This window comes from Stenotrophomonas sp. YJH_SMC_133 (assembly GCF_059370655.1).
Window position 1 is genome coordinate 85,910 of record NZ_JCAFTW010000006.1, and the last position, 25,091, is coordinate 111,000.

Here is a 25,091-nt window from a genome sequence, read left to right on the forward strand (position 1 = left end):
GTTCAGTCCAGGAAGCGGTAGCCGACACCGCGGATGGTGGCGGGAATGCCGATGATGCCGACGTCCTCGAGCTTGCGGCGCAGCTTGCTGACGTGGCTGTCCACGGTGCGCTCCTGCGCATCGCCTTCCGGCAGGCAGGTCTGGAGAAGATCCAGCCGGCTGTGCACCATGCGCGGTGCGCGCGCCATGTGCACCAGCAGACGGAACTCGGTGAGTGTGAAATTCAAAGCATGCACGTGGTCATCGGTGCGCACGGTGACCTCATGGCTGCGCAGGTCGATCTCGAATGGCCCCTGCCGGATCAGCCCGTTGGGTTCTTCTGCCATGGGCTTCGCGCTACGGCGCAGCACCGCCTGGATGCGGGCGACGATCTCGGCCGGATTGAACGGCTTGGCCACATAGTCGTCGGCGCCGACGCGCAGGCCAGTGAGCTTGTCCACGTCCTGGTCCAGTGCGGTGAGCATGATCACCGGGGTGTTGCCGCGCCGGCGCAGCTCACTCAGGACCTGCCAGCCATCCAACTTCGGCATCTGCACGTCGAGCAGGACCAGGTCGGGGCGCAGCTGGCGGTGGCTGGCGAGGGCGGCTTCGCCATCGGCGGCGCGGGCGCTGCGCAACCCGGAGCGGGCCAGGTAGGCGCCGAGAATGTCAGCAATTTCGCCTTCATCCTCGGCAATCAGCACCAGGGGCGCCTGGTGCGTGCGTGCATCGGTCTTCATTGAACGCTGCAGTTTCCAGTGCGAGATGGGGAGTGCCGGCGGCGGTGTCATCGTGGCCGTTCCAGGGTCTGTGCTTCTTCGTGGGCGGCCCAGGCGAGGGTGGCCAGCACCAGCGTGTGCTGCAGGGCGGGCGCCAGCGTTGCGGTCCCGCGCAGGTGCTGTGCGAGCAGGGCCGATACGGCCGCAGGCAGCTTGCTCCACCGTGATTGCATGCCCGTTGCGTCCACCCGGTCCTGCAAGCGGCGGGCCATGCGGACCAGGGCCCACAGGCGCAGGGCAAGCAACGTCGCCACCAGGACCGCTGCTATCCCTGCAGGCATGAGACTCAGGCCAGCGCTGGAGGCGGACCAGGCCGCGAAGCCGATCAGCACCAGCGACGCCAGGGTGCCCGTGCGCGCCGAATGGGCGGGGCCTTCGCTGCGGAAGCACACAAGCGCGGCGGCACCGGCGCCCGCGAGCAGGGGCGGCGCCGGGTTCGCGCTGGCAAGCATCCAGGCGCTGGTCGACGCCATTACCAGTGCAAGCAGCCACGGCGAAGGCGCGCACCAGGCGAGGTAGGCGCGGCGAACATCGATGGGAGGCAGGTCAGGAAACGGGAGGGACACGGCGGGAACGCAGTCGGCGAGGCCGACAAGGCTAGGGGCCGTTGATGGAGACTTGGTCGAGATTGTGTCGAGATTTCATGGACGCGATCCGTGCCGTTCAGGAGCGGACGCCGTGCCTGAACGGATGTGCGGCCTCCATGCAATCTCCACAGTGGCTCCAAGAAACATCCACCACCACCTCCCAGACTGCGGCTTCTGCGGTCACATCCGGTGGCTGCGTGCATGCGAGCCTTCCGATGAACAACCGCAGGACCTGGATCATTGCCGCAATCGTTGCGCTTCTTGCAGGCGGCACCGGCTGGTGGCTGTTCGCCGAAAGTGATGATGCCGCGCTGATCACGGCCCCGGCAAGGGTGGCGGACCTGGAAAGGACCGTGCAGGCCGTTGGCCGGGTCAACCCCAAGGAACTGGTGGCGGTGGGTGCGCAGGTATCGGGCCAGGTCAAGCGCCTGCATGTGGTGTTGGGCCAGCGTGTGCACGCTGGTGATCTGATTGCCGAAGTGGATTCGCAGCCGCAGCGCATCGCCCTGCGCAGCGCCGAAGCGGCTGCCAATGCGCTGCGTGCCCAGCATGCCGCCAGCCTGGCGCGCTACGCCCAGGCCATCCGCGTGCATGAGCGCCAGTCGCAGCTGGTGGCGTCTCGGCTGGTCTCGCAGGAAGGTTTCGAGTCCGCGCGGGTGGCGCGCGAAGCGGCGCGCTCTGACGTCGCAGCGCTGCAGGCCCAGATCGAGCAGGCGCTGACCCAGGTGGAAACGGCGCGGATCAACCTGGGCTACACCCGCATCGTCTCACCTTCCGATGGCTACATCGTGGCCATCGTCACCAAGGCCGGGCAGACGCTGAACTCGATGCAGACCACGCCGACCATCGTAATGCTGGCACAGATGGACACGATGACGGTTCGCACCGAGATCGCGGAGGCCGACGTGGAGCTGATCGCGCCTGGCCAACCCCTGTGGTTCTCTACGCTGGGGCCGGGCGGACGCCGCTACGAATCGCATCTGCAGCAGCTTGAACCTGCGCCATCGTCGATTGCCGATGTGGCCACCGGCAACACGGGTGGATCGGCGCAGACGCCGAAGGCGGTGTACTACGCCGGGCTGTTTGACGTACCCAATCCAGGCCTGAAACTGAAGCCGTCGATGACGGTGAAGGTGACGATCCAGCTGGCGCGCGCCGCCAACGCGCTGCAGGTGCCGTTGACAGCAGTGTCCGAGAGCGATGACAAGGCGGGCAACCGCGCGACTGTACAGGTGATCGACGCCAAGGGCCGTGCCCGCGAGCGCGCGGTGACGACCGGCCTGCGCACAGCTACTGCGGTGCAGATCCTGTCCGGCCTCAAGGCAGGCGAGAACGTGGTGGTCGGGCAGGCGCCCAGTGGCGCGGAAGCCGAGCCCACCAGCCTGCTGGGGATGTGAGCATGGCCGACGCGCTGCTGGAACTGCATGGCGTATCGCGCGCCTACCGCTCGGCCGCCGGCGAGGTGGTGGTGTTGAAGGACGTGTCGCTGCGCATCGCGGCGGGCGAGTTCATCGCCATCATCGGCCCGTCCGGTTCGGGAAAATCCACGCTGATGAACATCCTGGGCTGCCTGGACCGGCCAACCGAAGGCAGCTACCGCGTGCACGGCGCCGCAACCGAGCAGATGTCGCCCGATGAACTGGCGCACCTGCGTCGCGATCATTTCGGCTTCATCTTCCAGCGCTACAACCTGATGGAGAACCTGAGCGCCACCGAGAACGTGGCCTTGCCCGCCGTCTATGCCGGGGTGGAGGCCGATGCGCGCACCACGCGTGCCCGCCTGCTGCTGGAAACGCTTGGCCTGGGCGAGCGCACCACGAACCGGCCCAGCCAGCTGTCCGGCGGCCAGCAGCAGCGCGTTTCCATTGCGCGTTCGCTGATGAACGGCGGCGCCATCGTGCTGGCCGACGAGCCGACCGGCGCGCTGGATCATGCCAGCGGCAGTCAGGTGATGGTCGAACTCAAGCGCCTGCATGCGCAGGGCCATACCGTGATCCTGGTGACCCATGATGCGGCGATTGCCGCGCACGCTTCACGCGTGATCGAGATCGCGGACGGCCGGGTCGTATCCGACCGTGGTACGGGTGATCCTGCGGTTGCACGCAAGGCCGTCGCGCCCGAGCGCAGCACGGAACCGGGCGCCGAGCGCCGCGCGCGCCTGGATGCGACCAGGGAAGCGGCACGGATGGCGGTACGTTCGATGCTGGCCCATCGCCTGCGCACCTTGCTGACCATGCTGGGCATCATCATCGGCGTGGCTGCGGTGGTGACCGTGGTCGCGTTGGGCAAGGGCGCACAGGCGCAGGTCGAGTCACAGATCAACGAACTGGGTGCCAGTACGCTGGAGATCTTCCCGGGTGCGGATTTCGGCGACCCGCGCTCGGCCGAGATCGAAACGCTGGTCGTGGACGATGCCGATCACCTGGCCGCATTGAGTTACGTAGACAGCGTAAGCCCCAACCTGAGCAGCTCGGTGGCCGCTCTGCAGGGCAACCGGCGCGCCAACACACAGGTGCTTGGCGTGGGCGCTGATCTACCCCGTGTGCGCGGGCTGCGCCTGAAGGCGGGCCGGTTCTTCACCGATGCCGAGGTGGAGGCGCATCGCGCGGTGGCCGTGCTCGACCAGAAGGCGGCCAAAGCACTGTTCAACGGCAATCCGATCGGCGGCACGGTACTGCTGGGCGGCATGCCGGTGGACGTGATCGGTGTGGTGGGTGCCAGTGCATTCGCAGGCGGCGCGACGCCCACGGTCTACGTGCCTTACACCTCGGCGGCCTCGCGCCTGCTTGGCAGCCAGCGGCTGGAGAGCATCACCGTACGCGTGCGCGATGACGTATCAACCCGTGCAGCTGAGGCCTCGCTGGGTGCGGAACTGCAGCGGCTGCATGGGCGCCGCGATTTCTTCATCTACAACTCGGACCAGATCCGCAAGGCGGTGATGAAATCCAGCCAGACCATGGCGGCGCTGGTCTCGGCGATTGCGGCGGTGGCGCTGGTGGTCGGAGGCGTGGGCGTGATGAACATAATGCTGGTGTCGGTGAAGGAGCGCGTGCGCGAGATCGGTGTGCGGCTGGCAGTGGGGGCCCGGCAGGGCGACATCCTGCGCCAGTTCCTGATCGAGGCCATGCTGATCTGCCTGTTCGGTGGGGTGCTGGGCGTGTTGTCCGCGTTGGGCGTGGGGGCCTTGTCCAGTCTGCTGTCACTGGGCGTGCCGTTCCTGTTCACGCCTGGGCCGGTGCTCGCCGCGCTGGCATGTTCGTCTGCAATCGGGCTGGGTTTCGGCTACTTCCCGGCCCGCAATGCCGCGCAGCTGGACCCGATCCAAGCATTGGCGGCGGAGTAGGCTCGCCTGCTATGGCACGTGTAAAGCCGAACCCACGCTCGGCTGCTCTCCGTTCAGACCGCGATGCGCCCTGCGCCGCGCGCAGCGAGCCGAGCATGGACTCGGCGCTACAGCGACTCAGCGCGCCTTGCCTTTGATCGGCACGCTTCCTGGCAGCTGCGCATAGCCGCTGTCGCCCCAGTGCCGGGTGATGCGCTGGAAGAACAACGAGTTGGGCACGCGCAGCAGGCAACCGCGCGCGCCTTCGCCACGATCACTCAGCGTGGTGTAGATCAGGTTGATGTCCACCACCTGGCCGCACAGGCCCGGCTTGTCCACGCTTTCCATCACTTCGATGGTGTCATTGATGCGGAACGGGCGCGTGGCGACGATCAGGAACGAACAGAACAGGTTGGACAACACGCTCCACGCGGCAAAGAACGCCACCGCGCCGACCGCCATGAACCCGGTCAGCGCGGTCCACAGCACCGAGCGCGAAACGCCCAGCCGCTCCAGTATCAGCAGCGCAGCCGCCAGATACAGCAGCAAGGCACCGCCGCGGCGCAGGCCCACATGAAGCTCTGGAGCCAGCCTGCCGCGCTGCCGGGCCTGCACCAGCAGCCACGCCAGCGCACGCACCATCACCCATGCGACGCCGAGGATGGCCAGCACCTCGGCCACCGGCACAACCACGGTCAGCCAGTCCTCGATCCAGGCAGGCAATCCGGTCATGGAGGCTACAGCGTCGCCGCGCCGCCAGAAATGGTCAGCAGTGCACCAGAGGTATAACTGGCGCTGTCCGAAGCCAGCATCACATAGGCCGATGCCAGTTCGGCTGGCTGGCCGGGGCGGCCGAACGGCGTCTGCGAGCCGAACTGCTCGACCTCCTCGGCGGCCATGCCTGCCGGAATGAACGGCGTCCAGATCGGGCCGGGCAGCACCGCATTGACGCGGATCTGGTGCTCGGCCAGCAGGCCCGCCAGCCCCAGCGTCAGGTTGGCCACCGCGCCCTTGGTTGCGGAGTACGGAAGGATGTTCGGGGTCGGTCGCTTGGAATTGACCGATGCGGTGTTGATGATCGCGCCGCCACCGCGCAGGTGCGGGACGCACAACCGGGTCAGATTGAACACGGCATGGACATTGGTATCGAACGTCCGCTTCCAGTCATCCAGGGTGATGTCGTCGAAGTGCTCGTAGTAGCGCTGGTAGGCCGCGTTGTTGACCAGGATGTCGAGACCGTCCAGCTCGCTGGCCACGCGGTCGACCAGCGAGCGCGCCTGTGCCGGGTCGCTGATGTCACACGGCACCAGTACGGCTTTGCGCCCGGCCTGTTCGATCTGCTGCTGCACATGGCGGGCATCGTCCTGCTCACCATCGAGGAACGCGATGGCAACGTCGGCGCCTTCGCGCGCAAAGGCGATGGCCACGGCTGCGCCGATGCCGCTGTCACCGCCGGTGATCAGTGCCTTTTTGCCCTGCAACAAGCCATGGCCGCGGTAGCTGTCTTCGCCGTGGTCCGGACGCGGTTGCATCTGCGCGGTCTTGCCGGGGAAGGATTGCTGTTGGGCGGGGAAGGGCGGGCGTGGGTAGTCGGGCAGGGCCATCGTCACTCTCCGGAAGGAAACCGGCGCCAGTCTCCCTCCATACGGGTAAACGGCCGGAGGGCGCGGTGTCGTTGCAGCGTGGACGCCTGCGCGGAGGACTTCACAACGGATGGGCGATCGTGGTCATGATGCTGTTGGCCGGTTGCCGTGAATCCAGCCGCGTGTGCTGCACGATGATCGGCTGGTCGGATTCAACGAGGGTGGCAAAGCCGGTGCCGCGCGGCACCGGCGCCGGATCCTGCAGGTCGTTGAAGCGCAGGTGACAGGTGCGTCGCGCCGGCACGGTGACCCTGTAGGGGCCCACCGGATCACGGTCTTCGAAGTAGAGGGTCAGCGTGACATGCGCGGGCTCGTCGCCGGCATTGAGTACGCAGCAGGTTTCGTGACTCTGCATCTCCGGTGACGGGCCGTTGCTCCAGGCTGGAATGTAGCCCTCGGCGATAGCCCAGCGTCGATGCCCGATGCAGGAAGCGTTCGTTTCCATGACGCGGTTTTAGCTGGAGGGGTGTTGCCATCGTGTCCAGTCCCCGCACGGAATCCGTGATGACCATCGGCTACCACGCATCGCATGAGCAGTTCCCGCCCGCCACCTTGCTGGGCCTGGCGCTGCGCGCCGAACAGGCGGGATTCGAGGCCGTGATGTGCTCGGACCATTTCCATCCATGGACGACTGCGCAAGGGCAGTCCGGCCACAGCTGGGTGTGGGCCGGTGCGCTGGCGGTGCAGAGCGCGTTGACCCTGGGCATGGTGACCTGCCCGATGCTGCGCCAGCACCCGGCATTGGTGGCACAGGCAGCGGCGACGCTGGAGCAGCTGGCGCCGGGCCGGATCTGGCTGGCGCTGGGTACCGGCGAGGCCCTGAACGAGCGCATCACCGGCCAGGCGTGGCCAGCCAAGCGCGAGCGGCAGAAGGCACTGCGCGATGCGGCCGAGGTGATGCGGCGGCTGTGGGGTGGCGAGCACGTCGACCACGACGGTGGCTTCCAGGTGCGCCAGGCACGGCTCTACAGTCGCCCGGCGCTTCCCCTGCCGCTGCTGGGTGCAGCGGTCACGGAGGAGACTGCACGTTGGATGGGGGGCTGGGCCGATGGTCTGATCACCATCAGCCAACCGCTGGCGCAGTTACAGCGTGTGGTGGCAGCGTTCGAGGCAGGCGGTGGCAGGGGCAAGCCGATGTACCTGCAGGCCAAGCTCTCCTACGCGCGCGCCGAACAGGCGGCGCTGGAAGGTGCGATGGAGCAGTGGAGTGCCAACGTGCTGTCGCCGGAACTGGCCGAAGGCCTGGACCAGCCCGAACAGTTCGAAGCACAGGCCCGATCGGTCAGCGCCGAGATGGTGCGCCAGCACGTGCATGTCTCGGCAGACCTGGGCCAGCATCGGGCCTGGCTGCAGGAGCTGCAGGGAATGGGGTTCGATCGCATCTACCTGCACAACGTGAACCGCGAGCAGGAACGCTTCATCGATGACTTCGCCGAACACGTGCTGCCCGCGCTGCGCACTCAGGCACCTTCGGCAGCCAGCCACGTATAGCCGTGGCCCTCCAGGTAACAGCGGCGACCCTGCAGCTTGGCGCCGTGGCCCACCAGCGTGTTCAGCGGACCGCGCAGGGGTACGTCCACCTCGACCGGCTCGTCGCCGAAGTTGATCAGTGCCAGTGCCTGATGGGGTGCCTCACCGTAGCGGAGCATCAGCAGCGCAGGTGAGGGCGGGTCGAGCGTGTGAGGACCCTGCTGCAGCGCGGGATGTGCATTGCGCTGCTGCAGCAGCTCGCGCACCCGCAGCAGCAGTGAACCTGGCGTCGCGCGTTGCGCCTCGACGTTCACCGTGCGGTAACCGTAGGGGCCGTCTGCCGGTGGCGCGCGCCAGGCATGCCGCGGTTCTTCGGTGAACCCAGCCCCTGGGCCGTTATGCCAGTGCATCGGCATGCGCACGGCATTGCGCTCGGGCAGTTCCAGGCAATCACCGAGGCCGATCTCTTCGCCATAGCGGATCACCGGCACCTGGCCCAGCGACAGCAGCGCCGCCCAGGCCATGGCCTGCCATGCGATGTCGCCCTCCAGCATCGGTGCCAGCCGGCGGCGGATGCCACGGCCATAGATGCGCATGCCACGCTCAGGGGCGAAGCGTTCCATCACCGCTTCGCGCTCATCCGGCTCCAACTGCTCAAGGTCCAGTTCATCATTGTTGCGCAGCCAGGCAATGCGTGTGTCCGGCGGCGCGTGCGGGCCGTACTCGGCCATGACCCGCGCCACTTCGCTGGCATCGCCACGTGCCAGTGCGAGGAAGAAATGATTGTTGAGGTGGAAATCCAGCAGGTGCGAAAGCCGCCGCCCGTGGCACAGGAAGTCACCGTAGTGGGACGCGCGGACATCCGCTTCGCCGATCAGTGGCAGCCCTGGTTGCTGCGCGTCTGCCGTGGCGCGCATCGCCTCCAGCAGCCACAGCCCACCGTCGCGCGGGTCGGCGTGGCGGGCGCGCTTGACCATGTACGGAACGGCGTCCACGCGGAAGCCGGCCACGCCGCGCTGCAGCCAGAACGTCATTACCCGCAGCAGTTCCTCGCGTACCGGCGCATGGGCCAGGTCGAGGTCTGGCTCGTGCCGGTAGAACATGTGCCGGTTGAACGCGCCGGCCTCGGCATCCCATGTCCAGACAGCGGTCTCGATCGGCGGGAACATCGGCTGCAGGCCGTCGTCAGGCATGTGGTCGCTCCACAGGTACCAGCGGCGCCAGGCCGGGTCGCCCTGCTGTGCGGCGACGAACCACTGGTGCGCGCTGGCGGTGTGCTGCATCACCAGTTCGACGATGATGCCGATGCCGCGCAGGTCGGCCGCATCGACCAGGCGCTGGAAGGCGGTCTCGTCGCCCAGGCGTGGATCGATGCGGTAGTGATCGGTGACATCGTAGCCGCCATCACGGCCGGCGTTGCAGTAGAACGGCAGCAGCCACACATGGCTGATGCCGAGCCACTGCAGGTAGTCCAGCTTTTCGGTGATGCCATCCAGGGTGCCCCAGCCGCGGCCTTGGCTGTCGCGGAACAGATACGGGTCGACCTGGTAGATCGCGCGCAGCGGACGCACCGCCATGGGGCTTCTCCGGCACTGTTCACGGGTGACCAGCCTGCTGTGCGCCGTGGCAGCGGTTCGTGAACCGAATGGCACCGCATCATGACGTGGCATCCACGGCCCGTGCATGCCCGGGCGCGCAGAGTGAATGCTCGTCCCGCTGCGCCGAGGAACCTTTATCCATGCCCCGCCGCAAAACGCTTCGTATTGCGACGTTCAACGTCAACGGCATCGGCACGCGCCTGCCGCAGCTGCTGGACTGGCTGCACAGGGAATCGCCGGACGTGGTTGCCCTGCAGGAACTGAAGGCGACCGACGCCGCGTTTCCCGCTGCGGCATTGGAAGAGGCCGGCTACGGTGCGCTCTGGCAGGGTGAGGCGCGCTGGAACGGCGTGGCGCTGCTGGCCCGGGGCACCATGCCGGTCGAGAGCCGCCGCCGATTGCCGGGCGAACCCAAGGATACGCAGAGTCGCTACCTGGAGGCGGCGGTGCACGGCGTCATCGTGGGTGCCCTCTACCTGCCCAACGGCAACCCGCAGCCCGGACCCAAGTTCGACTACAAGCTGCGCTGGATGGAACGCCTGATCCGGCATGCACGCAGCCTGGTCGAGCTGCCGCACCCGGCGCTGCTGCTGGGTGATTTCAACGTGATTCCCACAGACGCCGATGTCTATGATCCCAAGGCCTGGCGGCGCGATGCGCTGTTCCAGCCCGAGGTTCGCGATGCCTTCGAGCGGCTGCTCGCGCAGGGCTGGACCGATGCGCTGCGGAAGGTGCACGGCGACGCCACGATCTATACCTTCTGGGACTATTTCCGCCAGCATGCCGAGCGCGACCGTGGGCTGCGCATCGATCATCTGCTGTTGAATCCCGTACTGGCGGAACGACTGAAGGATGCGGGCGTCGACCGTTGGGTGCGGCTGCAGGAAAAGGCCAGCGACCACGCACCGGCTTGGGTGACGGTGCGTGCGTGATCAACGCGCGGCAGGGTCTTCGCGTCGCTCCCGACGCACGCGCGCGCGGGTTCGGTACAGGCGGCTGTCCGCCTTCTGGATGGTGTCGGCCACGGGCTCACCGGCCGTGTTGATGGCCGCGCCCATCGAGAACGCGCTGGGCGAAAGCGCGGCGTGGTCCTGGTACCAGTGCTCGAGTTCGCTTAGGCGGCCATTCGCTGGCGCGACCAGCACTACCATGAACTCGTCGCCACCCAGCCGTACCACGGTCTCGTCCTTGCCCAGCGGCGAGCGCAGGAAGGTGGCGAACTCGACCAGCACGGCATCGCCACGGCGGTGGCCCTGGGTGTCGTTGATGTGCTTGAAATGGTCCAGATCGAACATCACGCAGGCCCAGCGCTCGTCAATCAGTTCATCCAGCCGGTGCAGGTAACGCCGGTTGTAGCACTGCGTGAGCGGATCCTTGAAGGACATGTCGCGCAGCTGCTGCTCCTGCATCCTCAGCGCGGTGACGTCCTGTGCATGCCCCAGCACGTAGGGCGGGCTGGCTTCGTTGTCGAGCACGTTGTGGTACGCCCAGTAGTGGCGCGTACCATCGGCGGCAATCAGCTCGATCACGCCAGCGTCGGTGTGGTTTGCCTGGATCCGGGCGAGGTAGGCCCTGAAGCCTTCGCGTTTTTCCGGCGGCATCAAGTCACACAGGCTGCGCCCGATCATCTGGCTTTCCTCGAAGCCCAGTGACTGCACCGCCGCCGGATTCACCGAGGTCAATGTGCCGTCCAGCGTGTGGGTGCAGATCAGGCCCAGGCTGTAGTGGAACAGCCGACGGTAGCGGGTTTCGCTCGCTTCCAGCGCGTCCAGCGCGGCTCGTTCGTCCGTGATGTCCTGGATTGCCCCGACCAGGCGCGGATGGCCGTCGACCTGTTGCCGGCTGCCGACCACCCGGGTCCAGATCGCGCGCCCGTCGGCCGTGGTCATCGGCAGCTGTACTTCCCAGGATGTTCCCTCGTCGATGCAGCGCTGTACCGCCGCCTGGATGATATTGCGGCTGTCCTCGCGATAGAACGAGAGTGCGGTCTCCAACGTGGGCGTGAAGTTGCTGCGTACGCCATGCAACTGCTTGGTTTCCCGTGTCCAGCGCACCTCGTTGGTCAGCAGGTCCATCTCCCAGCCGCCTACCCGTGCGGCACGGTTGGTACGCTCCAGGAAGTCCTCACTGCGTTTCAGCTCGCGATGCAGCGCCTTGGCCTGGCCAACCTGCGCCATGAGGGTGCTGCGCTGTTCCAGCACCTGGGTAGTGACCCGAGCCAGATGCACCATCAGTTCACGCTGGGAGGGTGACAGCACACCGGGCATCGGGTCGAGCAGGCACAGCGTGCCGATGCGTGCGCCGTGCGTCGACCCCAGGGGAATGCCGGCGTAGTGGCGGATGCGCGGCCCACCGGTGACCAGCGGATTGGTGGAAAAGCGTGGGTCCTGGCGCGCATCGGGAATCTCGAACAGCTCGTCCTGGCGTATGGCATGGGTGCAGAAGGAGATCTCGCGGGCGGTCTCGCTGACGCCCTCCAGGCCGATGTTGGCCTTGAACCATTGGCGGTCTTCGGCCACCACGGTGATCAGGCCCATGGTCAGGCCGGTCGCGGCGCGGGCCGCGGCAACGATGGCATCGAACACCGGCTCCGGTGGCGTATCCAACAGGTGCAGTCGTTCGATTTCGAGCAGTCGTTCGGCTTCGTCCATGGCGCTTTTCAGGGCTGGGTGGCGAGGGCGGTTGCGGCGGCTGGCTGGCGCTACGCTAGTGTGCGCGCCGTTATGTATCGCCACGGCGGGGTGATGCCGATGTGAGGTGGGCGCGCCGGCTCAGTGCCGTTGGAGCGAGGCCTGCAAGGCGGTGGCCAGTGCAGCGTCTCCGGATACCAGATCCTGCCAGCGCAGTGTGATGCCCTTGCGTCGCCCCTTCTCAACCAGCTTGAGTCCCTCAGGGGCCACGGTGAGAGTGTAGGGTTGGCCGTCGATGTGCAGTTCGCGGCGCAGTGGCTTGTCGAGCGGGGTCATTATCGTTTCCTCGCTGGGGCGGAAGCGCGACGTGGCTGGATCGATACGTGACGATGATCACGGATGTGCCAACGCCAGGGGAAATCAACAGCGCGGGTGATGCCGATGCGGGGCCCGACCACTGGATCCTCCGGCGGCGGCACGCCATCGCTGGCGATGACAATGCCGTGGTTGCCGGTCACCAGATCAGCGCCGTCGAAACTGCGGTCCAGCCCGAAGGCCTGCGAGAGCTTGCCGGGGCCGCTGGCCAGATCGTGATCCCGGCGCGCGGCGGGGCGCAGTTCGCGCATGCGCTCCAGGCCCACCAGCGGCTCGATGGCCCGCAGCAGCACCGCCACGCCTTCACCCACTTCGCCGCAGACAACGTTGCTGCCCCAGTGCATGCCGTAAGTGAAGTAGACATACAGGTGGCCGGCCTCGCCGAACATGCTGGCCGTGCGCGGGGTCTGCCCGCGATAGGAGTGTGCGGCCGGATCGACACTGCCCGCGTAGGCTTCGACTTCAACGATGCGACCGGCCCGGCCATCGTCACGGACGAGGAGTTTGTTGAGCAGCTCGGGCGCAACCTCGACGGGCGGGCGCCGATAGAAGCTGCGGGGGAGGATCTGAAGAGCGGCGGGCAACCAATCCGGCACGGTAGAGGCAGGCTCGGGAAAACGGTGATGGCACTGTGGCACCAGACAGGTGAAACGGGCGCAGACGCAGTGTCATTCCTGCGCAGGCGGAACGGCCAGTGCCGCGCGGCGGGAGGCATAGACCTCGGGTGTCTGCGGCTTGATGAACAGTGCCACCAGTTCCGGATACTCGCGCTTCACGGCTGATTCGATGCGGGTGATGCACGCCTCGATCTGCGGTGTCTTCCGGTCATCCTCGAACTCGGCGCTGAGCATGGCCACGACCTGTTCGGGGCCCATCTGCATGGTGGTCACGCCATTTGCGCGGCGCAGGTCCGGATCGGTTTCCGCCACGGCCATGATCCGCTCGGCCACGGCCGGGTGGGCCGGCTCACCCACCAGCAGTCCCTTGGTTTCGCGTGCGAGAAGAAAGGCGGTGGCGGCAAGCACGCCAGCGATGCACAGCGACGCCACACCATCAAGCACCGGCATGTCCAGGACCTGGGCAGCCGCGAGCCCGATCAGCGCGAAACCCAGGCCCAGCAGGGCCGCGCTATCCTCCAGCAGCACGGTGAAGGTGGACGGGTCCTTGCTGCGACGGAAGGCTTCGAAGTAGCCCAGTTTGCCCTTGGTACGCCGGAACTCCCGTAGCGCGATCCACCATGAAGCCCCCTCGAACAGGATGGAGATGCCCAGCACGCTGTAGCTCAACGCGTGGTTGGTGGCCGGCTCCGGCCGGCGGATGTGCTGGATGCCCTCGTAGGCCGAAACACCGGCGCCGGCGGCGAACACCAGCAGGGCGACGATGAAGCTCCAGAAGTACAGCTCGCGGCCGTAGCCGAACGGATGCACGGGGTCTGGCGCCTTGCCGGCGCGGCGCAGGCCGTACAAGAGCAGGAGTTCATTCAATGTGTCGACCAGCGAATGCACGCCCTCACTGAGCATGGCCGAGCTGCCGGAGATGCCGGCAGCAATGAACTTGGCGATGGCGATGGCCAGGTTGCCCGCGAGGGCGGCGTAGATGACCAGACGGGAACCGGTGGGAGCGGACATTTCGGCGGCGGGGTGAGGCGGATCCCTGATCTTCCTGATCAGCGCGTGCCTACTGTGTGCACGGTGCGATCAGCGCCCCTTGGGATTGAGGTACAAACGCGCCCCATCCGATTCACGGTAGCCCGTCCAGCGCCCACCACCTGACGCGCGGAAGCGCCCGAACACGGTGTTGCTGGTGTCGGTGAGCAGCAGCTGATTGCCCGACAGTACCCAACGGTTGGCCGAGAAGAAGCCATCCGGGCAGCCGGCGGGCACGTAGGCACTGTAGCCGCCGAACCACTCGATGTTCTTCAGCTCGATGGAGCAGGTGTTGCCGTTCTCCTGGCCCAGCGTCCAGCTGCCGAACAGATCGCTGTCGCGCACATCGCGGCCGCCACGGTGGCGGTCGTGGCCCGAGTCGTCGTTGTCGTCGTGGAAACCGAAGCCCACGTCGATCTCTTTGCTTTCGCTGCGTGACTCGGACTGCGAGCTGCCGCTGGTGGTGGTCTGGGTGGTCACCGCGCCACTGCTCTGGGTCTGGGTGCTGCTGGATTGCGTGGTCTGGTCGGTGTGGGTGGTCTGTTCGCCGAAGCCGAACGAGGCGTCCTGGGCAAGGGCGGGCAGGGCCAGGAAGTACAACGCCGGCAGGCAGCTACGGGCAAGCAGGGCAGCCATCGCAGGATCCTCGGAAGGGTGGATCGCGCGAGTATCGAACCGGTGGGGTGGGAGACGGTGTGAGGGCGCGCCCTGAGGCAAGCCAGCCAGGAACAGGTGCTGTCCGCCGAAGGGTAGTGCCGGCCGCTGGCCGGCTCCCCTTTGACGCCCAGAGTCCGAAGGAATGCCGGCCAGCGGCCGGGCACTTCCCGCAGCCAGGCATGGCCTGGCGCTACGGGTCGGGTTTCACCCTCACCACCCGTTTCCGGTACTCGTACACGTTGTCACCGCGGATGCGCTTCTCTTCGGTGCCGGTGACCCGGCCCACCTGCTGGTCTGAACCGGTCACGGGCTGTGCCTCGATTTCGGTCTCGTGCTCGAAGGAATGCGATTTGTCGGTGTTGCGGTAATAGCGGTACAGCGCCCAGTACAGCGCGGTTGCGCCGGCTGGACCTGCCGCCAACAGCCAGAGGCCACTGTCGTCGCTCATGTCGATGCTACCAGGAAGGCAATTGCGAGGGCTTCAATGACGGTGCCGGTGGCCAGTGCCGCCAGCAGCATCTTCCATTGCTGCACGGGCACGCTGCCCATGGTTTCGCCGGTACGGCCGTTCACCGCGATGTAGTGCAGCATGCCGCCGTTCTTTCCGGGCTGGTGGTAGGAGTACAACCACACCGGCAGGTACATCGACACCCAGCGGGTGCCATGCACCTCCAGCTGTTCCTGCTCCCAGCGCACGCCACGGTTGTAGCGCTTCACCGAACCTTCCACCTGCGCGCGGGCAATCGACAGTAGCTGGTCTTCCAGCCGCGGCCGCAGCTTTTCCACATCCAGGTTGCGCTTCTCCGAAGTGAAGCCGGCCAGATAGGACGCGTTCCACTTCACCGCGTTCTTGGTGTCGAACGGCAGGATGGTGTTGATGATGTTGTTGGTGTTGGCGCGGGTGTCCAGATTGCCGCGCTCGGCCGAGGATTCCAGCGGCAGGTCATCAACGGTGAAATCGACCTGGCGTTCGACCTGGTAGACATCGGCGTCGTAGAGGGTGCGCTTGTTCTTCTCGCTGCCCACCGTGTACTCGCGCGTCTTGATCTCGCCCTTGCCGGCCACGGCCGCGCTGACATTGCTGTCGACGATCATGTAGGGGAGGAACACGCCCACCACGTTTTCCGGGGTGAACTGGTCCTTGAACGCTTTCAGCGCGAACATCCGGCGCTTGTCGACGAACTGGCGGATGCGCGCGACCGCGTCGTCCTTCTTGATATGGAAGGGCAGCACTGCATCAGGTACCGCGCCATTGCTGATCTGTTCATTGACGCCGAATACGTGGCGACACCAGTGGCAGCGCGCCGTCATCGTGCTTTCGGTATTGACCGTGACTTCGGCGCCGCAGCCGGTGCACTTGAACGTCATCAACGCCGAGGTGTCGGCATCGATGTCGCGTGCGCCGGACGCGATGACGGTGCCGCGCAGCTGGTCGATGGCTTCGCCCAGCCCGAATTCCTCCTCGACCCGCGCGCCATGCCATTCGTGACGGCAGTACAGGCAGACGAGGATGTCGGTGCCGGCCTTGGGCCGGATGTCGGTGGCGCCGCACTTCGGGCAGCGGTTGAGGCCGTCCTTCAGCTCGCTGGCCGAGGTATCGATGGCCACGGGATCGGGCGCTTCCACTTCATCGCGGATCGCCTGCGGCAGCTTCGAAGTGTCCAGCGGGAAGCTGCCGGGCAGGGGAGGGACGTCCTGCGGCGAACCGGGCCCATCCAACGACGCCGTCGGCAGGGGCGGCGGCGTCGCGGGCGCGGATCCGGGCAGCGGCGGTGGGCCGTTTCGGGGATCGGACATGTCGGTTGTGCGTCCTGCTGTTACAGGCCCAGTGCCTTGGCCTTGAGCGCGTCGTAATCGCTCTGGGTGATCAAGCCCAGGTCCAGCATTTCCTTGGCCTTCTTCAGCTTGGCGACCGGATCGTCGGCAGCCGGGGTGGCCGGCTGCTGCATGCCGCCGACACCGAACATGCCCGAGGCCATGCCGACACCGACCAGGCCCGCCGCACCGCCGTTCTCGCCGGCCGACTGGATGCCCTGGGCGACGCTGGCCTGCAGGTTGGAATTGCCGCGCGAACCGGACAGCGCATCGGCGCGCTGCACGGTCTTCAGCAGTTCGCGGGTGTTGGCGTCGTACTCGATCGAGACGATGGCGGTCTTGACGATGGCCAGGCCGCGGTCGGACTTCCACTGGTAACCTTGCTCGACGGCGGCCGACAGGCTCTGCGCGAAGCCCAGCGAGTCCTGCTGCAGCTTGGTGATGCGGTTGCCCTTGCCCGGATCGTTGGTATACAGGCTGAAGGCCGGGGCCAGCGAACCGACCACTTCATTGAACAGCTGGCTGGCAGCGGCGTTGTCCAGATCGGTGAAGTCGAACACCTGGCCCGGCCGCAGGTAGCTGGCCGGTACGAAATTCTTCACGAACAGGATCGGGTCGACGATCTTCAGAGTGTACGAACCGCGGGTGATCGCACCGACCTGGGTATTGAGGAAACCGTCGTCCCAGTAGATTTCCGACTGGGTGCCGAAGCGGTTGTCCGGCAGTTCCTTCAGCGAGACGAAGTAGGCCGCCTGCTGCGAACCCGGCTGGCCGCCGAACTTGAAACGCTCCCAGCTCTGCTTGATGAAGGTGCTGACCAGGCCGTCGCCGGCGAAGATCGACTGCGAGTTCAGATCGTCGGAGCGCCACTCGTAGCCACCCGGTTCGGCGACGAACGCGGTGATCGCGCCGTCCTGGAACAGCAGCAGGCCGTAGCCTTCGGGCACGATGATTTTCGAGCCGTTGGTGATGATGTTGGACGAGCCGCTGGTGTTGGAGCCGCGGCCGGCATTGGTGCCCTGCGGCACCGCCGCGAACAGGGCGGCCGTGGACGGCAGGCCCGCCGGCACGGTGTAGAAGTCCTTCCACTGGTCGGCCAGCACACCGCCAACCGCACCCTTCACCGCCTGTACCAGACCCATGTCCAACTCCCTGTGATTCGAGGGCAGGCACCATGCCTGCCGAGCTGGACTGAATATAGCAGTGGCCGGGGGCGGCTGTGGTGCCGGCAGGTGAATGGGCGCCACGGGGCCCCGGTAATAGTCCTGACGTTGATTCCGCCGCCGACTCCGGGCCTAATCGGAGGAGGGGCAATGACGTCCCAGCCGACGCTGTGTCGGGCCTGGCCAAGGAGGGTGCAGAGCATGCCGCGCTACAAATCCGAGGAACGCAGTGCACAGTACTACGCACTCTTCGAGCCGACTGACATTCTGGAAAATGGGCGCTGGAACCTTGACGCTCCGGTTCTGATTGATGCGATGCCCGTCGCATCGGCCGAGTCATTTGCCACGATGGACGAGGCACCGGATAACGTCGACTTTCTTCTACTGAGCGTCGACGCGCGTGAGGTTGAAGACTACGAGCTGAGCGATGAAGAGTATGCGCGTGGCGAAGACGCTTGGTGCCTAATCACTCTTTCCAACCGCAACTTCGCCGGCGCCATCTCTGTGCGGACACTTCCAATTGGTGATGGCTCTGGTGAGGGAAGTAGGCCTGAAAGACTCTACATGTCCGTGCAGAAGGACGAGACAGGACGCGCGGCGACCTCGAGCAATAACCTGCGCTCCTTTCTGAGTGAGGCTGCCGAGACGTCGCAGGTCGAGGCAGCGCTTCGTAGCGTCGATGTGTCGCTGCATGGCGTTGCGGTCTACGACGTCGGGCAGGCCAACTTCAATGCCCTTGTGGATCAATACGAACATCCTCGTCTTTTCTTTGATTTTGGCCGGCCCATATACATAAAAGGCTTCAGCTCTCCAGCATTGGATAACTTCAATCCTCTGGTCTTCAGCAAGTCGTGGAAATCCAACGAGCCAGTGGTCCTGTCTCATTTGGATCAGGATCATTGGCATTTCGCATTCAAGTCTGGTGTGGCTCGCTGGGACAAGAGCAAGGGTGCCTGGATAGTGAATCCTGTATACCGTCGTACGGCTCGGGAAAGGCCATGGGTTGTCCGCTTGCCGCCATCGACGGTGGCCCTGGGTGCAAGTCACCTCCACCTTCTTTTGTCTCTCAAAGGCAGGAGACTGGCTGGAGGGGCGAGCGCGCTTCACATCTGGAACAGTAATTGGCCGGATATCAGTGTTGGCTCTGTGGTGATCCATCGATGCAATCCGGGCCCGAATACGCCCAACACGCCTGCATATCTGAAGAACAACACTTCCCTGGCGCTAAGAGTGGAATCCGATCATGCGCGCGTTCTGCTGACCGGTGACGCTGACTATCCATCCATTCCGTCATCTGCCAAGCAGGATCTCACCGGAATGGTAGCTCCTCACCACGGCGGTGAGGTTACTGCGAACAGCACGCCAGCAGGGGTCGGCCCAGGTCGAATGGTATTTTCAACATTCAATGGTGCGTATCCCGGCAATCCATCCTCCCAATCATCGTCAGAAGCTCAATTGGCTGGCTGGATCGTGACACAGACCAATTGGCGCTCCTATTGCAGCAGATGCCAGAAGCAGCACGGGCATAAGTACATACCTTTGCTCGCAGCTCCACCTCGATGCGGCTGTACCCACGTGGAACATGCGCAGATATGCATGCCCACAGGTCCGTGACACTTCAAGTGCGCCCTTACAACATGTACGGAATCTTGAACGCCAGCGTGAAATCCGGCGCATCCGGGGTCAGCCCGATGCCCAGCAGCGTCACCAGCGTGGTGTGCTGGTTCAACGCATATGTCACGCCCAGGTTCAGGGATGCCGCATTGGCATCACTGCCGATCACCTTCATCCACTTGCCGCCCTGGAAGCGGGTGGAGGCGCGGGCGCTGATGCGGTCACTGAAGGACAGGCTCAGGCTGGTCCGCTCGTTGAACGCAAAGGCCACGCCTGCGCCGAAGTACACCGAGCCACCCAGCTTCACGTCGCCCGGATTGACCGTGTCCGGATTGCTGTCGATGTCGTTGAATCCGCGCGGGATGGAGTGCACATAGCCGATGTTGGCGAACAGGATGGCCGGGTCGGCGGTCTTCACCATCGACAGGCCGAGGTTGGCCTGCCATACGCCGTTGCCCGTGGGCTGCTCGCGCGGCACGGCGAAGCGGATGTAGTCATCGTCATCGCGCTCGATCACCTTCCAGTCCAGACCGTAGGGTGCGCGTCCGGTGGGGGCGGTGACGCCGGCCGTGAGCACGGTCTCCGGGCGCCAGCCGCGTTCGCCGAACAGCCGGTAGTTCGCGCTCAGGACAATGTCGCCCAGGCCGTTGCCGTTGGTCTGCTCCTGCGCGATGGCAGCTGCTGCACCGCCGGCGCCGCCTTTCTGGTACACGGTGCGCCGCGCCAGGTAGGGCACATCCAGGTTGAGCGTCAGGTTCGGGCTGACGCCCCAGCGGGCCGCCACGTTGTAGGTCAGCGAGTCGGACTCCACGTTCTCGATGGCGATATTGCCGAGGAAGATGGCGTCCAACGCGAGGAAGCCGTTGAGGGTGAGCTGCTTGCGGTCGTAGCGTGCGTAGGTGAGGCTGTTCTCGATGGTGAAGCGGCGCGAGAACAGGGCCGATTGCTGCTGCTTCACATCGTCCACGCTGCGCCGCGACTCCTGCCTGGCCTGTTGTGCTTCTGCGGCGGTACTGGCGTAACCCTCGCTGCTCGGTGGAGCCGCGGCGGCCGCTGCCTGCGCCAATGGCGCGGCCGGTGGGGTCGAGGCTGGGCCAACCCGCCCGCCCAGGCGCGCCTGCATGGCCTGCACCTGCATGTCCAGCTCGCGCAACCGCCGCACTTCCTGTGCGTAGTTGGCCTTCAGCTGTTCCAGCTGGTTGGCCAGGGCCTGCACGTCGGCGCCATCATCCGGCGTCGTCGGTGCGGCAAGGGCGGTGCCCGCCAGCGCCGCCAGCGCCAACGGGGTGATCCTCATCAGGGTGTGCATGATCGTGTCCTGCGTTGTGGAGCGTTTCCCCCAATGCCAGGCCCTGCTACTGGCCCGGCCCCATGCCGCGGTTCAACGCAATCGCCTGGGCCACGTTCTGGCTCAACGGCAGGTTGCCGCCCGCGGTGTTCCTCACCAGTTCCAGCCGCAGCTGGTTGCTGGCCGCCTGGCCGTCACCGGCCAGGGCAATACCCTGGCCGACACTGCCATTGCGTATCCATTGCTGCACCAGTCCCTGGCCGTCCACCTGCAGCATCAGGCGTGCCTGGTTGCCGTCCAGCACAGCACTGGCACTGATACCGGCCTGCTGTGCGCTGGCCGAGTGAGCGCCGTCGGATGTGGCTGCGGGCACGGCACCGCCGCGCACCACCAGCGTGGTGACGTTGCGCGCGACATTGCCATCGCCGGCCACCTGCACGCTCTGCACCAGGCCGCTGGCGTTGGCCAGGCCGCTGCTGTCGATGCTGCGTCCGTGGGTATCGGGCAGCGGCGCATCGGCTGCCGTGACATGCACGCTGGGCTGGAAGCTGAGTTTCGGCGCGCCACCGCCACGGAAGTCCATGCCCAGGGTCAGGCCGCCCTGCAGGGTCGTGCCGTTGCTGGCCTGCCACTGCGACACCATGGTGACCCCGAACCAGGCGACGTTGTTGCCGCCCACGGTGTAGCGCCCCCGCATCAGGCTCAGCTCCGGATCGGGGATTTCCGTGAGGCCACGCCCGGTCCTGCCGTCGGCGGCCTGCAGGGGCAGGGCAGGGGCCATCAGCAGCAGAACCATCCATACGTGTTGGCGGAACATGGTCATACCTCCTCAGAACAGGTCGGCGTGGCTGAAGCCGAAGTCGACCAGTTCGGCATCGGTGATCGGCCCTTGCCGCGCGAAGAGCGCGCGGGCACTGGGCCGTTCGCTGGGTTGCAGAAGAGCGGTGTTGCGATCGAAGTCGCTGCCGATCACCACGAAGACCGCGCGCGATGGCCAGGCGGCCAGGAACTCCGGCAGCGCCAGGCTGCGGTTGCCGAGGATCGGGTCAGCCACTTCCACGATGCCGTTGCGCACCTGCTTGAGCACCACGAAATGGCGGAAACCGCGCACGTCCATCAGCACCAGTCCCGGCACGCGAAGGGTGCGCAGTCGTGTTTCATCGATGCGGTAGCCCCGGCCACGCATGCCCAGCGATTCCACGTAGCGCTTGATGTCGAGCAGGGAGAAGCCGCGTTCGGCCACCAGCGCTGGATCGGAAACCCCCATCATCCCTTCAATCACCGTCGCCTCGTCGGTCTGCAGGTGGTAGGCGTGGCGAAGGATGGTCGCCAGCGCCGCAGCCCCGCAGCTGTAGTCGGTGTGCTGGCGTACCACGTTGCGGTAGCGCCGCTCCTGCATGCTCTCCACCTTCTGCTGCAGCAGCGCTCCATTGGGCAGTACGCCACTGAAGCGCACGTCGCCCGCCCACGCAGGAACAGTGGCCAGCAGCAACAGGCAGGCCAGCAGGCACATCGAAAGACGGCAACGGATCATCACGGTCTCCGGCAGCAGGGGGGAGCCCCTGCCCCAAGGGGGAGGAGGGACAGGGGCTCCCGGGAACCCGGCCATTGGCGGACGGCCGGGGTGTTGCGCTTACTCGCCGCTGCCACCACCGCCGCCGGTGCTGGGCTGGGCGACTGCCAGGGCCAGGCTGTTGGCCTGCAGGTTGCCGGTGCCTGCAGCCACGTTCACGCCGATGTTGCCGGAGGCGCCGGAGAAGGCGCTGCCGGACAATGCCGAGGTGTTGGTGGCGTTGACGTTCACCCAGCGCGTGGTGCTGACCGTGCCGCTGAGGCTGGCATACAGGTCGGCCACGCCCAGTTCGACGAACTGGCTGGTGCCACTCTCACGCGTATCGAAGCCCAGGCCGCCCACCCCCGGCCGGTTGGGGTTCATCGTGGCGTTCTGGATCTGGTTGTCCAGGTCGATGTGGCCGGTGCTGTTGCCACCAGGGTGTGGCAGCTCGCCACTCCACGTATCCAGGTAGTAGTTGGCCATCTGGTAGGCGTTGCCGGTACCGCGGTAGGTGCCCGCGCCATAGGCCAGGGTCAGGCCGCTGACGCCGCCATGCATGCCGACCTGCACGGTATCGGTGTAGGACTGCACGAAGCCGGCGTTGCTGACCGTGTTGCCAGTGGAGACCTGGTTGGAGCTGATGCTCGACTGGGCCACCGCGGTGGTCGCGACCGAGGCCGCGAGCGCGTTCTTCTGCTCGTTGTTGTTGCCCGAGGCGATGTTCACGCCGATGTTGCCGGACGCGCCGCCGAAAGCGTTGCCGCCAAGACCTGCGGCGTTGGTGACGCCGGAGTTCATGGTGGCGTTGCCGAAGCCGGCCTGGTTGACGAACACCTCGGCGTCAGCCATGCCGAAGCTGAAGGACGCATCGGCAGCGGACAACGACGCGGCATTGTCCTGGGCATTGTTGTCGCCGGAGACCACATTGAAGCCGAGATTGCCCGATGCGCCGGCACCCACGCTGTCACCGATGGACGCACTGTTGGTGACCAGGCTGTTGCTGGTGGCGTTGTTGCTGATCGACTGGCGGTTGTCGATCACGGCAATGGCCGCCGAGTCGAGGTCGATGTCGCCGGTGATGTTCGGATCGCCGGAGAAATTGATGTCGGTGCTCAGCCGCAGGTCCTTCTCCAGGTTCACGTCGACGCCGTGGTTGTTCTTCTCCTTGCGTTCGTCGGCCTGGATGTTGCTGTGCTTCTGCACATTGACGTTGACGGTGCGGTTGCGCACGTCGTTGTCGGTGTGGTTGTGCGTATCGTTGCGGGTTTCGCTGACGGTGTGGTTGTGGTTGATGTTCGCGTTGGCGTTCTGGTTGTCCCAGCCATTGGCCGCAGCGGCGGTCGAGGCAGTGGCAATCGCCATGGCGAGCATGGTCTGTTTGACGGTCGCTTTCATGGTGCCCTCTCTCTCATCAGGTGGTGCATCGGTTGGGTGGTTGTCACGGGCGGTCCTGCACGACCAGGCCCAGTACGTTGGCCGTATCGTTGCCGTTGCCCGCGATCTGATTGAGTTGCAGGACCCCGTCGAATCCCCGCAGCGCGGTGCTGGCTACACCGGCGCTGCGGGTGCCCGTCGCGACGCCGCGACCGGTGTCGTCCCGCCCCCCTGCCAACGCGGAACCCTCGGCGGCCAAGGCCGTATCGTCGGTTTCGCGTATGCCCTGTCGGGCCAGCGTCGCGCTGACGACGTTGAGCGTCGTGTTGGCGATGCCGCTGGCCTGGTTGATGGATGCGATGCCACTGGCACCGGCCAGTGCATCACCGCCAATGTATGCAGTGGCCTGCAGCGGCCCGGACAGCACGCGGTTGCCCTGCTGCAGTTGCCGCGCATTGATCGCCACGTCGGCGCGATCGCCCTTGGCGATACCCCGCAGGTTGGCCTGCACGTTGAGGTCGCCGGCGGCCTGGTTCACGGCGATGGCGCCATTCGCCCCGGCCAGCGCGCGGCCGTCGATCCGGGCCACGTCGAGATAGGCGAGCATGCCGCTGTAGTCATCGGCCCGGGTCGCCGAGGGCGCGGCAGCGAGCAGCAGAAGCACGCCGTGCAGGGGCTTCATTTTCCACCTGCCGGGGCCGTGCCCTGCAGCGGGAACTGGGCCAGTGCGCCGCGCACGGTATCGGCGATACCGCGGGTGCTGCTGCCGACCGCACCGAGCGGCCCACTCATGGCGCCCCCCAGGCTGCTGCCGACCATGCCGTCGCCACTGCGGCCCAGCGTGCCGCCCAAGGCCTGCTGGGTGACCCGTTCAACGGTGGTTCCGCCCGGCGCCGCGATGGACGCGGCCTGGCCGGCGCCCATGCCGGCATAGTCCTCATCGCTCAACTCGTCCATGCCGGTCGTCGTGCCGCCGACCCCCAATGCGGCGGCGATCTCGCGCTGTGGCTTCGGGTCGGCTATCAGCGCCATGCCCCGTGGTGCCATGCGATAGGCCGGCCGCGCGGAGACGTCCCGCAACAGGACGATTTCGCCCGGTTGTGCCTTCACGCCCTGGCGGGCGCCCGATGCGGACGCGTCGGCGCCAACCGACAGCAGGGCTGTTGCCAGTGCTGCGGCCAGGCCGCGAATCAGGGTGGTGCCGTCCATGCCGATCTCCCGCGATGGGTGCGGCGGAACCACGCATCAACCGTGCCAACTTCGAAGTGTCCACCCGCCAACGCCGTGATCGTGCAGCACCTGACCGGGCTGCTGCCATGCTGTTACAGGCACGTCGCGGAATTGTTGGGATTTCGAAGCCCCAGGCACCGCAGGGCAAGGGCGGCGGGCGACTGTCGCATCGGTGTTACAGGTGGCGTCGCCGTCTGCAACGGTGCAGCTTCAGCCTCGAATTTCTTGACGCACTGCTCATTGCGCCGCCGTTTAGGGAAGCGCTAGGATCCGCCCAACAAAGGCCATCCCGGTGGCCGTAGAGGTCCCGGCGGGGGGCGGCACGCCGGTGATTGCCTGACAGTCCGCCGACGGTGTCCGGATGCT

General features: G+C 66.1%; 25 protein-coding genes. 5 read left to right on the forward strand and 20 right to left on the reverse strand.

Annotation, left to right across the window (positions count from 1 at the left end; all coding sequences use genetic code 11):
* Positions 1-2 precede the first annotated feature (2 nt).
* Together AC5P78_RS10140 and AC5P78_RS10145 are read right to left on the reverse strand one after the other, a co-directional pair.
* Positions 3-719, reverse strand: a complete 717-nt coding sequence (locus AC5P78_RS10140; RefSeq protein WP_032963270.1) for a response regulator — start codon at positions 717-719, stop codon at positions 3-5.
* Between the two features lie 47 nt (positions 720-766).
* Positions 767-1,231 carry a hypothetical protein gene (locus tag AC5P78_RS10145; RefSeq protein WP_049395962.1) on the reverse strand — a complete coding sequence of 155 codons (465 nt, stop codon included), beginning with the start codon at positions 1,229-1,231 and terminating at the stop codon, positions 767-769.
* Positions 1,232-1,560: 329 nt separating this feature from the next.
* Here AC5P78_RS10145 and AC5P78_RS10150 point away from each other — a divergent pair, with 329 nt between their 5' ends.
* Both AC5P78_RS10150 and AC5P78_RS10155 read left to right on the forward strand, forming a co-directional pair.
* Positions 1,561-2,742 (forward strand): efflux RND transporter periplasmic adaptor subunit, encoded by a 1,182-nt coding sequence (locus AC5P78_RS10150; RefSeq protein WP_043033373.1) that lies wholly within the window; start codon positions 1,561-1,563, stop codon positions 2,740-2,742.
* 2 nt (positions 2,743-2,744) lie between these two features.
* A complete protein-coding gene (locus AC5P78_RS10155; RefSeq protein ID WP_414498192.1) occupies positions 2,745-4,688 on the forward strand; it encodes a MacB family efflux pump subunit in 1,944 nt (647 codons plus the stop codon).
* Between the two features lie 117 nt (positions 4,689-4,805).
* Here the strand turns inward: AC5P78_RS10155 and AC5P78_RS10160 are convergent, their stop codons facing one another.
* The 3 genes from AC5P78_RS10160 to AC5P78_RS10170 all read right to left on the reverse strand — a co-directional run bounded on the left by AC5P78_RS10160 (position 4,806) and on the right by AC5P78_RS10170 (position 6,755).
* Complete coding sequence (locus tag AC5P78_RS10160) at positions 4,806-5,399, reverse strand: mechanosensitive ion channel domain-containing protein (RefSeq protein ID WP_414498193.1); 594 nt, start codon at positions 5,397-5,399, stop codon at positions 4,806-4,808.
* A gap of 5 nt (positions 5,400-5,404) precedes the next feature.
* Complete coding sequence (locus tag AC5P78_RS10165) at positions 5,405-6,271, reverse strand: glucose 1-dehydrogenase (protein WP_012480369.1); 867 nt, start codon at positions 6,269-6,271, stop codon at positions 5,405-5,407.
* A 100-nt stretch (positions 6,272-6,371) separates the two neighbouring features.
* On the reverse strand, positions 6,372-6,755 hold the full coding sequence (locus AC5P78_RS10170; RefSeq protein ID WP_005409793.1) for a sensory rhodopsin transducer: 384 nt from the start codon (positions 6,753-6,755) through the stop codon (positions 6,372-6,374).
* 59 nt (positions 6,756-6,814) lie between these two features.
* Between AC5P78_RS10170 and AC5P78_RS10175 the strand changes: the two genes are divergently transcribed.
* On the forward strand, positions 6,815-7,801 hold the full coding sequence (locus AC5P78_RS10175; protein ID WP_012480368.1) for a TIGR03885 family FMN-dependent LLM class oxidoreductase: 987 nt from the start codon (positions 6,815-6,817) through the stop codon (positions 7,799-7,801).
* On the opposite strand, the gene AC5P78_RS10180 is transcribed toward AC5P78_RS10175, so the two are convergent.
* Positions 7,771-9,357 (reverse strand): alpha-amylase family glycosyl hydrolase, encoded by a 1,587-nt coding sequence (locus AC5P78_RS10180; protein ID WP_012480367.1) that lies wholly within the window; start codon positions 9,355-9,357, stop codon positions 7,771-7,773. The genes AC5P78_RS10175 and AC5P78_RS10180 overlap by 31 nt on opposite strands.
* Positions 9,358-9,518: 161 nt before the next feature.
* Between AC5P78_RS10180 and xth the strand changes: the two genes are divergently transcribed.
* The gene (gene xth, locus AC5P78_RS10185; RefSeq protein ID WP_005413552.1) at positions 9,519-10,310 is read left to right on the forward strand and encodes an exodeoxyribonuclease III; all 792 of its coding nucleotides are present in this window, start codon (positions 9,519-9,521) and stop codon (positions 10,308-10,310) included.
* Here xth and AC5P78_RS10190 read toward each other — a convergent pair whose 3' ends face one another.
* The 8 genes from AC5P78_RS10190 to AC5P78_RS10225 form a co-directional block, all read right to left on the reverse strand.
* Positions 10,311-12,029, reverse strand: a complete 1,719-nt coding sequence (locus AC5P78_RS10190; protein WP_005413551.1) for a sensor domain-containing diguanylate cyclase — start codon at positions 12,027-12,029, stop codon at positions 10,311-10,313.
* 120 nt (positions 12,030-12,149) lie between these two features.
* Complete coding sequence (locus AC5P78_RS10195; RefSeq protein WP_044570268.1) at positions 12,150-12,344, reverse strand: hypothetical protein; 195 nt, start codon at positions 12,342-12,344, stop codon at positions 12,150-12,152.
* Positions 12,344-12,979: a DNA-3-methyladenine glycosylase gene (locus AC5P78_RS10200; protein WP_111118067.1), complete on the reverse strand. Its 636-nt coding sequence runs from the start codon at positions 12,977-12,979 to the stop codon at positions 12,344-12,346. The genes AC5P78_RS10195 and AC5P78_RS10200 overlap by 1 nt, the downstream gene beginning before the upstream one ends.
* A 72-nt stretch (positions 12,980-13,051) precedes the next feature.
* The gene (locus AC5P78_RS10205) at positions 13,052-14,011 is read right to left on the reverse strand and encodes a cation diffusion facilitator family transporter (protein WP_076740035.1); all 960 of its coding nucleotides are present in this window, start codon (positions 14,009-14,011) and stop codon (positions 13,052-13,054) included.
* A 69-nt stretch (positions 14,012-14,080) separates the two neighbouring features.
* Complete coding sequence (locus tag AC5P78_RS10210) at positions 14,081-14,665, reverse strand: AprI/Inh family metalloprotease inhibitor (protein WP_044570265.1); 585 nt, start codon at positions 14,663-14,665, stop codon at positions 14,081-14,083.
* Positions 14,666-14,876: 211 nt separating this feature from the next.
* Positions 14,877-15,134 carry a hypothetical protein gene (locus tag AC5P78_RS10215; RefSeq protein ID WP_005409784.1) on the reverse strand — a complete coding sequence of 86 codons (258 nt, stop codon included), beginning with the start codon at positions 15,132-15,134 and terminating at the stop codon, positions 14,877-14,879.
* Positions 15,131-16,483 carry a TFIIB-type zinc ribbon-containing protein gene (locus tag AC5P78_RS10220; RefSeq protein ID WP_495217197.1) on the reverse strand — a complete coding sequence of 451 codons (1,353 nt, stop codon included), beginning with the start codon at positions 16,481-16,483 and terminating at the stop codon, positions 15,131-15,133. Before AC5P78_RS10220 ends, AC5P78_RS10215 begins: the two co-directional genes overlap by 4 nt.
* Positions 16,484-16,503: 20 nt before the next feature.
* Positions 16,504-17,643 (reverse strand): SPFH domain-containing protein, encoded by a 1,140-nt coding sequence (locus AC5P78_RS10225; RefSeq protein ID WP_099527455.1) that lies wholly within the window; start codon positions 17,641-17,643, stop codon positions 16,504-16,506.
* 222 nt (positions 17,644-17,865) lie between these two features.
* On the opposite strand from AC5P78_RS10225, the gene AC5P78_RS10230 reads away from it, so the two are divergent.
* The gene (locus AC5P78_RS10230) at positions 17,866-19,278 is read left to right on the forward strand and encodes a ComEC/Rec2 family competence protein (RefSeq protein WP_146256387.1); all 1,413 of its coding nucleotides are present in this window, start codon (positions 17,866-17,868) and stop codon (positions 19,276-19,278) included.
* A gap of 16 nt (positions 19,279-19,294) precedes the next feature.
* On the opposite strand, the gene AC5P78_RS10235 is transcribed toward AC5P78_RS10230, so the two are convergent.
* From AC5P78_RS10235 to AC5P78_RS10260, 6 genes are all read right to left on the reverse strand, one after another.
* A complete protein-coding gene (locus AC5P78_RS10235) occupies positions 19,295-20,587 on the reverse strand; it encodes a transporter (protein ID WP_414498195.1) in 1,293 nt (430 codons plus the stop codon).
* Positions 20,588-20,633: 46 nt separating this feature from the next.
* Positions 20,634-21,383, reverse strand: a complete 750-nt coding sequence (locus AC5P78_RS10240) for a hypothetical protein (RefSeq protein WP_044571387.1) — start codon at positions 21,381-21,383, stop codon at positions 20,634-20,636.
* A 12-nt stretch (positions 21,384-21,395) separates the two neighbouring features.
* Complete coding sequence (locus AC5P78_RS10245) at positions 21,396-22,100, reverse strand: C39 family peptidase (RefSeq protein ID WP_012480358.1); 705 nt, start codon at positions 22,098-22,100, stop codon at positions 21,396-21,398.
* Between the two features lie 99 nt (positions 22,101-22,199).
* Positions 22,200-23,516, reverse strand: coding sequence for a FapB/FapC family functional amyloid domain-containing protein (locus tag AC5P78_RS10250; protein ID WP_005409778.1), 1,317 nt, complete (start codon positions 23,514-23,516; stop codon positions 22,200-22,202).
* Positions 23,517-23,559: 43 nt separating this feature from the next.
* Entirely contained in the window at positions 23,560-24,177 is a 618-nt protein-coding gene (locus AC5P78_RS10255) for a FapB/FapC family functional amyloid domain-containing protein (RefSeq protein ID WP_012480357.1), read from the reverse strand.
* Complete coding sequence (locus tag AC5P78_RS10260; RefSeq protein WP_044570262.1) at positions 24,174-24,704, reverse strand: FapA family amyloid fibril periplasmic chaperone; 531 nt, start codon at positions 24,702-24,704, stop codon at positions 24,174-24,176. The genes AC5P78_RS10255 and AC5P78_RS10260 overlap by 4 nt, the downstream gene beginning before the upstream one ends.
* Positions 24,705-25,091: the final 387 nt, after the last annotated feature.

Excerpts from the sequence above, each read along its gene's own strand:
- AC5P78_RS10155 (WP_414498192.1), top strand. The coding sequence starts at position 2,745 with ATGGCCGACGCGCTGCTGGAACTGCATGGCGTATCGCGCGCCTACCGC.
- AC5P78_RS10175 (WP_012480368.1), top strand. The coding sequence starts at position 6,815 with ATGACCATCGGCTACCACGCATCGCATGAGCAGTTCCCGCCCGCCACC.
- AC5P78_RS10190 (WP_005413551.1), bottom strand. The coding sequence starts at position 12,029 with ATGGACGAAGCCGAACGACTGCTCGAAATCGAACGACTGCACCTGTTG.
- AC5P78_RS10165 (WP_012480369.1), bottom strand. The coding sequence starts at position 6,271 with ATGGCCCTGCCCGACTACCCACGCCCGCCCTTCCCCGCCCAACAGCAA.
- AC5P78_RS10170 (WP_005409793.1), bottom strand. The coding sequence starts at position 6,755 with ATGGAAACGAACGCTTCCTGCATCGGGCATCGACGCTGGGCTATCGCC.
- AC5P78_RS10150 (WP_043033373.1), top strand. The coding sequence starts at position 1,561 with ATGAACAACCGCAGGACCTGGATCATTGCCGCAATCGTTGCGCTTCTT.
- AC5P78_RS10195 (WP_044570268.1), bottom strand. The coding sequence starts at position 12,344 with ATGACCCCGCTCGACAAGCCACTGCGCCGCGAACTGCACATCGACGGC.
- AC5P78_RS10255 (WP_012480357.1), bottom strand. The coding sequence starts at position 24,177 with ATGAAGCCCCTGCACGGCGTGCTTCTGCTGCTCGCTGCCGCGCCCTCG.
- AC5P78_RS10225 (WP_099527455.1), bottom strand. The coding sequence starts at position 17,643 with ATGGGTCTGGTACAGGCGGTGAAGGGTGCGGTTGGCGGTGTGCTGGCC.
- AC5P78_RS10235 (WP_414498195.1), bottom strand. The coding sequence starts at position 20,587 with ATGCACACCCTGATGAGGATCACCCCGTTGGCGCTGGCGGCGCTGGCG.
- AC5P78_RS10210 (WP_044570265.1), bottom strand. The coding sequence starts at position 14,665 with ATGGCTGCCCTGCTTGCCCGTAGCTGCCTGCCGGCGTTGTACTTCCTG.
- AC5P78_RS10205 (WP_076740035.1), bottom strand. The coding sequence starts at position 14,011 with ATGTCCGCTCCCACCGGTTCCCGTCTGGTCATCTACGCCGCCCTCGCG.
- AC5P78_RS10220 (WP_495217197.1), bottom strand. The coding sequence starts at position 16,483 with ATGTCCGATCCCCGAAACGGCCCACCGCCGCTGCCCGGATCCGCGCCC.
- AC5P78_RS10240 (WP_044571387.1), bottom strand. The coding sequence starts at position 21,383 with ATGTTCCGCCAACACGTATGGATGGTTCTGCTGCTGATGGCCCCTGCC.
- AC5P78_RS10180 (WP_012480367.1), bottom strand. The coding sequence starts at position 9,357 with ATGGCGGTGCGTCCGCTGCGCGCGATCTACCAGGTCGACCCGTATCTG.
- AC5P78_RS10160 (WP_414498193.1), bottom strand. The coding sequence starts at position 5,399 with ATGACCGGATTGCCTGCCTGGATCGAGGACTGGCTGACCGTGGTTGTG.
- AC5P78_RS10260 (WP_044570262.1), bottom strand. The coding sequence starts at position 24,704 with ATGGACGGCACCACCCTGATTCGCGGCCTGGCCGCAGCACTGGCAACA.
- AC5P78_RS10230 (WP_146256387.1), top strand. The coding sequence starts at position 17,866 with ATGCCGCGCTACAAATCCGAGGAACGCAGTGCACAGTACTACGCACTC.
- xth (WP_005413552.1), top strand. The coding sequence starts at position 9,519 with ATGCCCCGCCGCAAAACGCTTCGTATTGCGACGTTCAACGTCAACGGC.
- AC5P78_RS10140 (WP_032963270.1), bottom strand. The coding sequence starts at position 719 with ATGAAGACCGATGCACGCACGCACCAGGCGCCCCTGGTGCTGATTGCC.
- AC5P78_RS10215 (WP_005409784.1), bottom strand. The coding sequence starts at position 15,134 with ATGAGCGACGACAGTGGCCTCTGGCTGTTGGCGGCAGGTCCAGCCGGC.
- AC5P78_RS10145 (WP_049395962.1), bottom strand. The coding sequence starts at position 1,231 with ATGGCGTCGACCAGCGCCTGGATGCTTGCCAGCGCGAACCCGGCGCCG.
- AC5P78_RS10250 (WP_005409778.1), bottom strand. The coding sequence starts at position 23,516 with ATGAAAGCGACCGTCAAACAGACCATGCTCGCCATGGCGATTGCCACT.
- AC5P78_RS10245 (WP_012480358.1), bottom strand. The coding sequence starts at position 22,100 with ATGATCCGTTGCCGTCTTTCGATGTGCCTGCTGGCCTGCCTGTTGCTG.